This is a genomic window from Polaromonas sp. JS666 (genome assembly GCF_900103405.1).
Classification (GTDB): Bacteria; Pseudomonadota; Gammaproteobacteria; order Burkholderiales; family Burkholderiaceae_C; genus Polaromonas.
In genome coordinates this window covers 444376-456819 of record NZ_FNHX01000002.1, presented here as the reverse complement: position 1 = coordinate 456819, position 12444 = coordinate 444376, and the positions used below count along the sequence as shown (strand labels likewise).

At 64.8% G+C, this 12444-nt stretch carries 13 protein-coding genes; 12 read left to right on the top strand and 1 reads right to left on the bottom strand.

The window, feature by feature from the left end:
* Window positions 1-60 precede the first annotated feature (60 nt).
* The gene (locus tag BLQ85_RS06515) at window positions 61-930 is read left to right on the top strand and encodes an alpha/beta fold hydrolase (protein WP_254779725.1); all 870 of its coding nucleotides are present in this window, start codon (window positions 61-63) and stop codon (window positions 928-930) included.
* Between the two features lie 3 nt (window positions 931-933).
* Here the strand turns inward: BLQ85_RS06515 and BLQ85_RS06510 are convergent, their stop codons facing one another.
* The gene (locus tag BLQ85_RS06510) at window positions 934-1335 is read right to left on the bottom strand and encodes an FKBP-type peptidyl-prolyl cis-trans isomerase (protein ID WP_074575852.1); all 402 of its coding nucleotides are present in this window, start codon (window positions 1333-1335) and stop codon (window positions 934-936) included.
* Between the two features lie 135 nt (window positions 1336-1470).
* On the opposite strand from BLQ85_RS06510, the gene BLQ85_RS06505 reads away from it, so the two are divergent.
* From BLQ85_RS06505 to BLQ85_RS06455, 11 genes are all read left to right on the top strand, one after another.
* Window positions 1471-2697, top strand: coding sequence for a SorA family sulfite dehydrogenase catalytic subunit (locus tag BLQ85_RS06505; RefSeq protein ID WP_074575509.1), 1227 nt, complete (start codon window positions 1471-1473; stop codon window positions 2695-2697).
* A 9-nt stretch (window positions 2698-2706) separates the two neighbouring features.
* Entirely contained in the window at window positions 2707-3357 is a 651-nt protein-coding gene (locus BLQ85_RS06500; RefSeq protein ID WP_074575508.1) for a SorB family sulfite dehydrogenase c-type cytochrome subunit, read from the top strand.
* A gap of 130 nt (window positions 3358-3487) precedes the next feature.
* The gene (locus BLQ85_RS06495) at window positions 3488-4195 is read left to right on the top strand and encodes a FadR/GntR family transcriptional regulator (RefSeq protein WP_074575507.1); all 708 of its coding nucleotides are present in this window, start codon (window positions 3488-3490) and stop codon (window positions 4193-4195) included.
* 216 nt (window positions 4196-4411) lie between these two features.
* The gene (locus tag BLQ85_RS06490) at window positions 4412-5971 is read left to right on the top strand and encodes a sugar ABC transporter ATP-binding protein (protein ID WP_074575506.1); all 1560 of its coding nucleotides are present in this window, start codon (window positions 4412-4414) and stop codon (window positions 5969-5971) included.
* 39 nt (window positions 5972-6010) lie between these two features.
* Window positions 6011-6994 carry an ABC transporter permease gene (locus BLQ85_RS06485; protein ID WP_074575505.1) on the top strand — a complete coding sequence of 328 codons (984 nt, stop codon included), beginning with the start codon at window positions 6011-6013 and terminating at the stop codon, window positions 6992-6994.
* Window positions 6995-7059: 65 nt separating this feature from the next.
* Window positions 7060-8004: an ABC transporter substrate-binding protein gene (locus tag BLQ85_RS06480; RefSeq protein ID WP_074575851.1), complete on the top strand. Its 945-nt coding sequence runs from the start codon at window positions 7060-7062 to the stop codon at window positions 8002-8004.
* 102 nt (window positions 8005-8106) lie between these two features.
* Window positions 8107-8943, top strand: a complete 837-nt coding sequence (locus BLQ85_RS06475; RefSeq protein ID WP_074575504.1) for an amidohydrolase family protein — start codon at window positions 8107-8109, stop codon at window positions 8941-8943.
* Between the two features lie 18 nt (window positions 8944-8961).
* Window positions 8962-9291 carry an L-rhamnose mutarotase gene (locus tag BLQ85_RS06470; RefSeq protein WP_074575503.1) on the top strand — a complete coding sequence of 110 codons (330 nt, stop codon included), beginning with the start codon at window positions 8962-8964 and terminating at the stop codon, window positions 9289-9291.
* A 22-nt stretch (window positions 9292-9313) separates the two neighbouring features.
* The gene (locus tag BLQ85_RS06465; RefSeq protein ID WP_074575502.1) at window positions 9314-10324 is read left to right on the top strand and encodes a zinc-binding alcohol dehydrogenase family protein; all 1011 of its coding nucleotides are present in this window, start codon (window positions 9314-9316) and stop codon (window positions 10322-10324) included.
* 13 nt (window positions 10325-10337) lie between these two features.
* Window positions 10338-11477, top strand: coding sequence for a mannitol dehydrogenase family protein (locus BLQ85_RS06460; RefSeq protein ID WP_074575501.1), 1140 nt, complete (start codon window positions 10338-10340; stop codon window positions 11475-11477).
* A gap of 161 nt (window positions 11478-11638) precedes the next feature.
* Window positions 11639-12436, top strand: a complete 798-nt coding sequence (locus tag BLQ85_RS06455; protein WP_175456049.1) for a transglutaminase-like domain-containing protein — start codon at window positions 11639-11641, stop codon at window positions 12434-12436.
* Window positions 12437-12444 lie beyond the last annotated feature (8 nt).

The window sequence follows — 12444 nt, the reverse complement described above, 5'->3', positions numbered from 1 at the left end:
GCGACGGGCCAGTTTAGGAGCTTCCCTATGGCCGCACGGGTGGCAGGGTATAAACCCTGCATGAGCGATCTCCCGGACATTCAATTACCTCCCGAGGCGCACGCGTTGCTGCGCACAGCCAGCCGTTTTGAAACCCCTTGCGGCGATGGCGCCATGGTCTGGCATACCTGGGGCCAGGCCACGCGCAGGCCCGGGCTTGCGCCGCTGGTGCTCTTGCACGGCGGCAGCGGCAGCTGGATGCACTGGCTGCGCAACATCAGCACGCTGGCCGCGTCGGGCCGCTGGCTGCTGGTGCCCGACTTGCCCGGCTTTGGCGATTCAGCGGCGCCGCCGCGCGGCACCGATGCCGACGTATTGCCTGAGCCGGTGGAGCAGGGGCTGGCCGTGCTGGTGGGCGATGCGGCCTGCGACCTGGTGGGATTTTCGTTTGGCGGCATGGTGGCCGGCTTCCTGGCCGAGCGTTTTGCGGCCCGGGCCGCGCGTGTGGTGCTGGTGGGCGCGCCCGGCCTCGGTGTGGCGCCCGAAAAAGCCATACGCCTGCGCGCCTGGCGGCACCTGGCCGATGCGGCCGAGCGCGACGCGATACACAGGCACAACCTCGCGGCGCTGATGCTGCACCACGAGGAGGCCATCGATGAACTGGCCCTGCGCCTGCACATTGCCAATGTGCTGCGCGACCGCATGAAGGGCCGCAGCCTGGCGCGCACCGATGCGCTGGCGCAGACGCTGGCGCGGCTGCACTGCCCGGTGTGGGCAATTTATGGACGCGAGGATGCGCTGTACCGCGGCAAGCTCGATGCGCTGCGGGAGGCCCTGGCGCGGGCCGCGGATTTCAGGGGCCTGGCGCTGGTGGAGGACGCCGGCCACTGGCTGCAGTTTGAGCGGGCCGCTGCTTTTGACAAAGCACTGCTGGCCGCGCTGGAGGCCTAGCGCTTATTTTTCAATCGCAAGCAGTTCGACCTCAAAGGTCAGCGTGGCATTGGGCGGCACCACGCCGCCGGCGCCGCGCTCGCCATAGGCCGTGGCGGGCGGGCAGGTCAGCGTGGCCTTGCCGCCCACCTTGATTTTTTGCACGCCTTCGGTCCAGCAGGGCACGACACGGTTCAGCGGAAAGCTGGCGGGCGCGCCGCGTTTGTAGGAGCTGTCGAACTCCTTGCCGTCGGCCAGCGTGCCGCGGTAGTGCACTTTGACGGTGTCAGTCGCCTTGGGCTGCGGGCCGGTGCCGTCGGCCGTGTGCACGACCTTGACGCCGCTGGGCAGGGTTTCGGCCGGGGCGGCGGCAAGCGCAGCGGTGGAAATCACGAGGCAGGCCAGTGCGGTGGTCAATGTTTTCATGGGAATCATGGCTTTCATGGATAAGGGGACTGCGGGGAGAGCTGCGCGGATTATCGCCGCGGCGCCGGCTGGCCTATCATGGACGCATCGGCAGCCGCCCCGCGGCAAACCTTCATCCCCACCAGGAGGACGCCCATGAACCATCGCGATGAGCACGATGCCCGCAGGAGAGTTTTTTTGCAGTGCGCCGGCCTGGGGGCCGCGGCCATCGGTACGTTGCCGCTCCAGGCTTTCGCGGCCGGGCATGAAACGCTGCCCTTCGGCAATGGCGAACGCGAACTGGTGACCTACCCGGGCAAGCGCCCGCTGTTGCGTGTGACCACGCGGCCGCCGCACCTGGAAACACCGTTCAGCGCCTTCGGTGAAGGGGTGATCACGCCCAACAATGCCTTCTTCGTGCGCTACCACCTGGCCAACATTCCCAAACGCATAGATGCCGCGGCTTACCGGCTGCGCGTCGGTGGCCATGTCAAACAGTCGCTGTCACTCTCGCTGGCCGAACTCAAGGCCTTGGCCGCGCCGGTTGAGGTGGTGGCCGTCAACCAGTGCTCGGGCAACAGCCGCGGGTTTTTTGAGCCGCGCGTTTTCGGCGCGCAGCTGGGCAACGGTTCCATGGGCAATGCGCGCTGGGTGGGGGTGCCGCTGCGCGCGGTGCTCGAAAAAGCCGGCGTGCTGCCCGGTGCCAGGCAGGTGGCGTTCAACGGCCTGGACACGCCGGTGCTGCCCAAGACGCCGGACTTCATCAAGGCCCTGAACATAGACCTGGCGCTCAGTGCCGAGCCCATCGTGGCCTGGTCCATGAACGGCGCCGACATTCCTTTCCTCAATGGCTACCCGATCAAGCTCATCGTGCCGGGCTACTTCGGCACCTACTGGGTCAAGCACCTGAGCGAGATCGTCGTGATGGACCACGGCTTTGACGGTTTTTTCATGTCCACGGCTTACCGTGTACCCGACAACGCCTGCCAGTGCGTGCCGGCCGGCACGGCGCCCACGGCGACGCGGCCCATCACCACGCTGCCGGTGCGCTCCTTCATCACCAGCGTGGCGGGCGGCGCGCGCGTGCCGGCGGGCAAGCCGCTGCAGCTCAAGGGCATTGCCTTTGACGGCGGCAGCGGCATACGCAAGGTCGAGGTGTCGGAAGACGGGCAGCAGTGGCGCGAGGCGGCGCTGGGCAAAGACCTGGGGCGCTTTTCGTTCCGCGAATGGAGTTTCGGCATGGCGGCTCCGCGCAAGGGCGAGTTCAAGCTCATGGTGCGGGCCACCAATATGCAGGGTGATATACAGCCCGCCACGGCCAGCTGGAACCCCGGCGGTTATGCGCGCAACGTTGTTGAAACCACGCGCCTGCTGGCGGTCTAGGGGATCGCCATGAATATCCTCAACTTGATTGCCATGCGTGTTCTGTCCGCGGCCGCTTTGGCCCTGGGCTGTGGCGCCGCATGGGCGCAAGCCGTGCAGAGCGTGACCCTGCCGCTGGAAACCGCCAGGCTCAAGCCCTCCAAGCTGGCCGGTTACCAGCTTGCGCTGCAGAAATGCGGCATCTGCCATTCGGCCGACTACATCAGCCAGCAGCCGCCGGCCATGACGGCCGCGCAGTGGACCGCCGAGGTGCGCAAGATGGAGCATGCCTATGCCGCGCCGCTCAGCGACGGCGACGTGGCGCAGATCGGCGAATACCTGGCCGTGACCTATGGCGGCGCCAAACCCACGCTGGGGCCGGTGGCGGCAGCGCCGGTGCCCGCTGCAGCCCCGGGCGTCCCGGCCGCGGCCGTCGATGTGCAGGCCGTGCTCAAGGCCAATGCCTGCCTGGGCTGCCATGCGGTGGCGCAGAAAATCGTCGGGCCGGCCTACCACGACGTCGCGACCCGGTACAAAAGCGATCCACAGGCCCAGGCCAAACTGGAAGCCAGCATAAGGGCGGGCGGTTCGGGCAAATGGGGCCCGGTGGTGATGCCGCCTTTTGCCAACCTGAGCCCGCAGGAGCTCAAGGCCTTGGCGGCCTTTGTGTTGAAACAATAGGCGTGCTTGGGCTTCAAAGCTCTAAAATTGGTAAGGCCAGTACTTTTGGTGTTGAATTGGCCTTACCTTTTTGCTCATCACCCATGGCAACACCCGCCGTCGCATAAACTGCACGTCACGCAAAGGACCCATGCTGGACCAACTCAAACAGGTCGACAACCGTCGGCTCTACCAACAAATAGCCGACCAGATTCGCGCCTTCATTGACAAGGGCAACTACACCGCGGGTGCGCGGCTGCCGCCCGAGCGAGATTTGGCCCAGCAACTGGGCGTCTCGCGCCCCTCGGTGCGCGAGGCGCTGATTGCGCTGGAGATCGAGGGCAGCGTGGAAGTGCGCATGGGCGCCGGCGTGTATGTCTGCAGCGCAGCCCAGCGCAAGCCGCAGACCCTGGCCACCATGGGTGAAAGCCCGATCGAGCTGATGCAGGCGCGCGCCGCCATCGAGGGAACCGTCGTGCTGCAGGCCTGCGCCAAAGCCACGCCCGAAGCACTGTCGGCGTTGCGCCAGATTCTGGACAACATGCTGTCCGCCGTGGCGCAAAACCGCTCGCCCCTGGCTTTTGACCGGCAGTTTCACCAGACGATTGCAGCCATGACGGGCAACTCCGTGCTGGAGCGGTTGGTGGGGGAGCTATTTGACGAGCGCCACAGCCCGATTGCCGCGCGCCTGAGCGCGCATTCCGAAACCGGCCAGACCTGGGCCATTGCGCTGCAGGAGCACGAGGCCATCTTGCGCGCCCTGGAGAACCGGGACGTGCTGGCCGCACAGACCGCCATGCGCGCGCATCTGCAAGCCTCCGAGCAGCGCTGGGTCGAGAGCCGTCGCGAATGGTCATGAGCTAGTCAACTTCCCCCTGGTCAGGCCTGTGCAATTGCGCAGGCTTTTTTTTCGTCTTTTCACGCTGGTTGGGCTCCCAGGCCACGGGTAAGCACCAATACACACGCACCTCCTGGTAAGGCCAAATACACCGGATTGTGTCAGGTGGCCTTACCAATTTGCAAGGCGGCAAATTTATCCCTCCCGGTCCCCCTGGCCCACCAAGAGGAGTTCGCATTGCTGTCATCTGTGTCCGATCCCATCCGTCCCGATGCGCCCAGCCCTGCCGAGGCTGGCGTGCTGTTGCGCCTGGAAGGGATTACCAAACGCTTCCCAGGGGTGCTGGCACTCGATGGCGTGAGCTTTGAGGTGCGAAGTGGCGAGGTGCACGCGGTGTGCGGCGAAAACGGCGCAGGCAAATCGACGCTGATGAAGGTGATCAGCGGCCAGTATCAGCCCGATGCGGGGGCCCTGCATTACCGCGGCGAGGTCCGCCAGTTCCAATCCACCGCCGAATCCGAGGCTGTCGGCATTGCCATCATTCACCAGGAGTTGAACCTGGCGCCGCACCTCACGGTGGCCGAAAACATTTACCTGGCCCGCGAACCACGCAAAGGCTGGCTGATTGACCGGGCGGTATTGCGCCGCCAGGCGCAGCAGTGCCTGGACCGGCTGGGGCTGGACATCGCACCGGACGCCCTGGTCAAAACCCTCTCGGTGGCCCAGCAGCAGATGGTGGAAATCGCCAAGGCGCTGTCGCTCAACGCCCAGGTGCTCATCATGGACGAACCCACGTCCTCCCTCACGGAATCGGAGACCGAGACGCTGTTTGCCATCATCCACGAGCTCAAGCGTTCGGGGGTCGGTATTGTCTACATCTCCCACCGCCTTGACGAGCTGGCGCTCATCGTGGACCGGGTCACTGTCTTGCGCGACGGACGCTATGTGTCCACCGAACAGCTGGCTGACACCAGCGTGGAAGAGATCGTGGCCAAGATGGTGGGGCGCCCGCTGGACGATGTATTCCCCAAGAGAACATCCGTGCCCACGACCGAGGTGTTGTTGCGCGTGCAGGGCCTGACACGCCAGGGTGTGTTCCACGACGTGAACTTCGAGCTGCGCCGCGGCGAAATCCTGGGCTTTGCAGGGCTCATGGGGGCGGGACGCACCGAAGTGGCTCGCGCCATTTTTGGTGCCGACCCCATAGACGCCGGCGAGGTGTTTCTGGGCGGGCAGCGCCTGGCCATTCACTCGCCGCGGGATGCCGTGCGACAGGGGCTGGCCTACCTGTCGGAGGACCGCAAGCACGACGGGCTGGCATTGAAGATGACGGTGGCGCAGAACATCACGCTGGCCCATATGGAGGCCGTGTCCAACCGTGCGGGCATGATCCAGTTTGCCAAAGAGCAGGATGCCGCGCGCCACTACATCGGCGCGCTCGACATCCGCACGCCCAGCAGCAGCCAGATCGTGCGCCTGCTCTCGGGCGGCAACCAGCAAAAACTCGTGATCAGCAAATGGCTGTTCCGTGAATCACGCGTGCTGTTTTTTGACGAGCCCACGCGCGGCATTGATGTGGGTGCCAAGTACGCGATCTACCAGTTGCTGGACCAGCTCGCGGGCCAGGGCATCGGCGTCGTGATGATCAGCTCCGAGCTGCCCGAAATCATGGGAATGACCGACCGTGTCGCGGTTTTCCATGAAGGCCGCCTGGTCACCATCCTTCCCACCCGCGAGACCGACCAGGAGGAGGTCATGCACTACGCCTCCGGCCGCAGCGTGCCCTCTGCCAACTGACCGGTTGAGCCCTCCAAGACCCTTTCCCCGGACCCCACCATGACCGAACAACAACAAGACCTGTTTCAAAAATTTGCCGCGCTGGCCAGCCTGCTGGGACTCATCGCCATCTTCTCGTTCACCAGCAACGCCTTCTTCAGCGTGGGCAACGGCATGACCGTGGCGCTCCAGGTGACGTCCATTGCCTACCTCGGCATCGCGGCGACCTGCGTGATCATCACCGGCGGTATTGACCTCTCGGTAGGTGCCATCCTGGCACTGGCCGGCGTCGTGGCGGCCATGCTGGTCAAGGCGGGCGCACCCGTGCCGCTGGGCATGTTTGCCGGCCTGCTGGTCGGCGCGCTGTGCGGGCTGATCAACGGCCTGTGCGTGACAGTACTCAAGCTGCCGCCCTTTATTGCCACCCTGGGAATGATGCTGGTGGCACGCGGCGTGGCCCTGCAGCTGACCGATGCCCGGGCCATCAGCGGCCTGGGCGACAGCTTTGCGGAACTGGGCAACGGAGCCCTGTTCCGCATCGTCAATATTGGTTCGGACGGCTTTCCCGATGTGGTGTTCGTCGGCATTCCTTATCCCGTGGTGCTCATGGTCGTGCTGGCGCTGGCCGTCTCCGTCCTGCTCAACCGTGCCACGCTGGGGCGCCATTTGTACGCCATCGGCTCCAACCTGGAAGCCGCCCGGCTCTCGGGCGTGAACGTCAAGGGCGTGACGCTGTTTGCCTATGTGCTTTCCGGCCTGCTGGCCGGGCTGACCGGCTGCGTGCTGATGTCGCGCCTGGTCACGGCCCAGCCCAGTGAGGGCCTGATGTACGAATTGGATGCCATTGCCGCCGCGGTGATAGGCGGCACCTCGCTCACGGGCGGTGTAGGCACGGTGTCGGGCACCGTCATTGGCGCGTTCGTGATCGGCATCCTGCGCAACGGTTTGAACATGAGCGGCGTGTCCGCTTTCACCCAGCAAATTCTGATTGGCGTCGTCATCCTCCTGGCCGTCTGGATCGACCAGATGCGCCATCGCAAGTGATCCCTACCGGCAGGGCTTACCGGGACTTCGAGAGACAACCTCTACAACCACCCATGAGGAAAGAAATGAAAAAATTTATCCACACCCTGATCGCAGCCGCCCTGGTGGCTGCGTCGTCGATGGCCCTGGCCGCCGACAAGGAAATTGCCGTCATCGTGAAGACCGCCAACTCGGACTTCTGGCAAAACGTGAAAAAAGGCTCCAACGCTGCCGTGGGCGGCCTCAAGGGCTATACCGCCACCTTCCAGGGCGCGGCATCCGACACCGACCTGGCCGGGCAGGTATCCCTGGTGGAAAACGCCGTGAACCGCAAGGTCGCCGGCATTGTGCTGGCGCCTTCGGATCCGGATGCCCTGATCCCCGCCATCAAAAAGGCCTGGGAAGCCAAGATCCCTGTCGTGTTGATTGACTCCGCCGCATCGGATTCCGGCAAGGCTTACTACCAGTCCTTCCTGGCCACCGACAACAAGGCTGCCGGCGAAATGTCCGCCAAGACGCTGATCGACAAGATCGGCACCACCGGCAAGATTGCCATCATGTCCTACACCGCGGGCTCGGGCTCCGAAATCGGCCGCGTGGGAGGGTTCACCGACTACATCAAGAAACATTCCAAGCTGCAGATCGTGGGCCCCTTCTACTCCAACTCGCAGATGGGTACCGCACTGAACCAGACCACCGACGTGTTGGCCGCCAATCCCGACCTCAAGGGCATCTTCGGCGCCAACGAACCCACCGCCATCGGCATGGGCCGCGCACTGGTTCAAGCGGGCAAAGCCGGCAAAGTGGTGGCCATCGGTTTTGACGGCAACTCCGACCTGCAGGGCTTTGTGAAAGACGGCACCATCGAGGCGATTGCCGTGCAAAGCGCTTTCGAGATGGGCAACCTGGGCGTCAAAACCGTGGCGGAAATTGTGGAAGGCAAAAAAGTGCCGGCCTTCCGCGATACCGGCGTGTTGATGGTCAACAAGAAAAACATCGACACGCCCGCCGCCAAGAACGTTCTCTACTGACCACTCGAACCCAAGGACACCTCCGGCGCCGGCTGCCGGAGGAGGGCCTATGCACAGCACGGATTTGAAATACCTTTCCCGCCCAGCCTGAGAAAACCCCCCATGCTGATCGACGCGCACCAGCATTTCTGGAACCTGGCGGACCGCAACGGCCATTGGCCGCCGGCCGATCTGGCAGCCATTTACCGCGACTTTGGCCCCGCCGACTTGCACCCCGAACTGGAGCGATGCGAGGTGGGCGCTACCGTGCTGGTCCAGTCGCTGCCCACCATCGCCGACACCCACTACCTGCTGGAGATAGCGCAGCGCAGCCCCTTTGTGCGGGGTGTCGTGGGTTGGGTAGACCTGCTTGCCGCGGATGCTCCCGCGCAAATTGCAGCGCTGGCGCGTCACCCCAAATTGAAAGGGCTGCGCCCCATGCTGCAGGACATACCCGATACCGATTGGATCAGCAACCCCGCACTGGACCCGGCCCTGCACGCCATGCAGACCCAGGGGCTGGTGTTCGATGCCCTGGTGCTAACCCGGCATCTGCCGGCGCTACAGGCCATGGCCCAGCGCCATCCCTCGTTGTCCATCGTCATCGACCACGCAGCCAAGCCTGAAATCGCGCTGGCACGGCTGGAGCCCTGGCGCGCCCATATGCAGGCGTTGGCAAGCCTGCCCAAGGTGCATTGCAAGCTGTCCGGGCTGCTCACCGAGGCCGGCACCCATTCCACCGCGCAGGCCCTGGGCCCGTATGTGGACCATGTCCTGAAGGTCTTCGGGGTACGGCGATTGATGTGGGGCAGTGACTGGCCGGTACTGGAACTGGCAGCCGGCTACCCCGGCTGGCTGGCCATGGCCCGCGCCCTGTGCCGCGCCCACCCGGGCATGGACGACGCCGGCATGGCGGCCATCTTTGGCGGCAATGCGCGCCGTCTGTACCACCTTGACTGACATTTATACGGAGATTGCATGCAACGAATGGGATGGGTCATTGGCATCGACCCCCAACACATCGCCGAATACAAGCGCCTGCACGCGGCCGTCTGGCCCGCCGTGCTGCAGCGCATTCACCAGTCGCAGCTGCGCAACTACAGCATTTTTCTGCGGGAGCCGGAAAACCTGCTGTTCGGCTACTGGGAATACCACGGCCAGGACTTTGACGCGGACATGGCGGCCATCGCCGCCGATGCGCAAACGCAGCGCTGGTGGGCCCTGTGCGGCCCTTGCCAGCGCCCCCTTCAAACCCGCGGCCCGGGCGAGCACTGGGCCGCCATGGAATCCGTCTTCCACATTGACTAAGCACTTTCACTCAAGGACATCTATGCTGACAGTTATTTGCGAAACTCCCGGCGTGCTGCGCACGGTCGAAGCGGCCATGCCCCTCCGCAACGAAGGCGATGTGCTGCTGCGCATTCGCCGCGTGGGGGTGTGCGGCACCGATCTGCACATCTTCACCGGCACACAACCCTTCCTGGCCTATCCACGCGTCATGGGGCACGAAGTCGCGGGTACCGTGGAGGAAGCTCCGGCGGGCAGCGCCCTCCAGCCCGGCGACACGGTCTTTGTCATGCCTTACCTGTCCTGCGGCCGGTGTGTCGCCTGCCGCCAGGGCAAGACCAACTGCTGCGTCCACATCCAGGTGCTGGGCGTGCACCGCGACGGCGCCTTTACCGAGTATCTCAACGTACCCGCGCAGTTTGTGCGCAAGGCGGAGGGTGTCTCATTGGACCAGGCCGCCATGCTGGAATTCCTGGCCATTGGTGCCCATGCCGTGCGCCGCGCCGACGTACAGCCCGGCCAGCGTGTACTGGTGGTGGGGACGGGGCCCATCGGCATGGCCGTCCTGCTGTTCGCCGGCCTGCGTGGCGGCCAGGTCACTGCGCTGGACACGCGAAAGGAGCGGGTGGACTTCTGCAAACAACAGCTGGGTGCGCATGCGGGTGTCTTGATCGCCGACAACGACGTGGACGAATTGCGCGCGCTCACTGATGGAGATTTTTATGATGTCGTTTTTGACGCCACGGGCAACGCAAAGGCCATGGAGCGCGGCTTCCAGTTCATTGCCCATGGCGGCAAGTATGTGTTGGTGTCGATCGTACGGGACAACATTAGCTTCGCCGATCCGGAATTTCACAAACGCGAGGCCACGCTGCTGGGCAGCCGCAATGCCACCATGGAAGACTTCGAAACGGTGCTTGAGGCGATGCGGAGCGGCAAAATCCCCACCGCGGCACTCAACACCCATCGCATGGCGCTGGCCGATGTACCCGCCCAATTCGCCACCCTGCTGGATCCTACGCAGGGCGTGGTCAAGGCGCTGATCGAATGCTAAGCGGAGCTTGCACGTGAGCACGCCCATCCTCCAGTTCGGTACCGGGCGCTTTCTGCAGGCGCATGCGGACCTGTTTGTGTCCCAGGCCCTGGCCCGAGGACAGGCGCTGGGCGGCATTACCGTCGTGCAGAGCACGGGCAGCCCGCAGAGCAGTGCACGCGCCGCGGCCCTGGCACATGGCTACCGCGTGGAATTGCGCGGCATGCAACAGGGCCGGCGTATTGAGGAAACCGTGCAGGTGAACGCGGTGCAGGCCGTCTGGCATGCCCGCCGCGACTGGGAACAGTTGCGCGATGCCATGGCCAGCACTGTGCAGGTCGTCATCTCCAACACCGCGGATATGGGCTATGCACTGGACGACTCCGACACGGCGGCGCTGCTGCACAGCCCCACGACGGCGCCGCGCAGCTACCCGGCCAAGCTGGTGGCGCTTTTGCACCACCGCTGGCAGCGGCTACCAGAGGCTCCCTTGACGCTGTACCCCTGCGAACTGGTCAGCCGCAACGGCGACACCTTGCGCAAACTGGTAGCCACGCTGGCACAGGGCTGGGGCCTTACGCCCGACTTCCTTCGCTACGTGCGGGAGCACTGCGTGTGGGTCAATTCACTGGTGGACCGCATCGTGTCGTCTCCGCTGGAGCCCGCCGGCGCGGTCGCCGAGCCCTATGCGCTGTGGGCCATCGAACGCCAGCCGCGCATGGTGCTTCCTTGCAGCCACCCGGCCATGGTGGTGACGGATGCACTGGCCCCCTTCGAGCAACGCAAGCTCTGGCTGCTGAACCTGGGCCACACGATACTGGCCGAACGCTGGCAGCTGATGGGCGATGCCGCCGACATGACCGTGGTGCAGGCCATGCACACCCCGGCGCTGCGCACCCTGCTGGAGGCCGTGTGGGCCGACGAGGTGCTGCCGGTCTTTGACGCCGAGGGCTCAGGCGCCGAGGCCCGCGCCTACCTGGTGGAATTGCGCGACCGCCTGCTCAACCCGTTTCTGGAACACCGCCTGGCCGACATTGCCAAAGACCATGCGCAGAAGAAGCTGCGCCGCCTGGCACCCGTGGTGGAGCGCGCCGTGGCGTTGCGGCTGCCCATTGCACAGACCCAGCTGCGCAATGCGCTGGCCGATACCGGAGGCACCCCGTGCGCTCCCTGAAGCGCCGGCAGGCCACCCGCTTTTGATGGCATGCTGCGATGCAACATCCCACGCCGCGGGCCCTGATGTCTGTCTTCTCCCCGAGCAAGAAGGCGCCAGACCCCCAGCGCCCGGGCGTGGAACCGAAATTCGCCGCAATTGCGCCTGCGGGGTTACCATGCGTGAACGATTCACTCCGTGGTGACCCCATGGTGGCACTTGCCGCACAATTCGATCCGCCGCGTCGGCTGTATAAAAAAGTCAGCGACCGGCCGCAGGACTGGCTCGGCACGACGCCGCTGCTGGACCTGGACGACACCAAGCTGCGCCTGAAGGCTCGCGCGCTGGTCCAGCTGTGCCGCACCGATCGCGACAAGGCGCTGGCCATCTACCGCTTCGTCAAGCACCTGCCTTATACCAAGCGGGTCAAGCTGCAGTACCCGACGGCCCGCGACGTGCTCGAGGCACGCGGAGGCGACGGCGACGACAAGGTGACCCTGCTGATCGCGCTGATGCGCTCCGCCGGCATTCCGGCGCGGGTGCGCTACATGGAGATGAACGGCGAAATGCTGCGCGGCCTGATCCCCAGGGCCACGCCGGCGGCGCGCCCGCTCGCGGAGATTTGGCTGGGCCGTTGGGTACGCACCGACACATTTATTTTCGATGCCGAATACGTGGCCGCCGCCCTCGAACACCTGAAAGCGAACGACTGGGAATGCGGCTGGGGCATACACGTCAATGCCCAGCTTTTGTGGGACGGGAAGAACGACGCCTTCCTGGGTGGCAAGCCCAGCGAGCAGGACCCCATGATCAAGCGGCTTCTGTGCGTGGTCAGTGATCCCCTGGAACTGGTGTCGGCATCCCTGGGAGGCAGCGGGCTGCGTTACCGCCGGTCGCTGCGGGCCTTGCACTGGAATATGCTGGCGCCCACCATGATCAAAGCCATTCGCGAGCTGCGGGCCAGCTCCCGTTCCTCTTGAAATAGCGT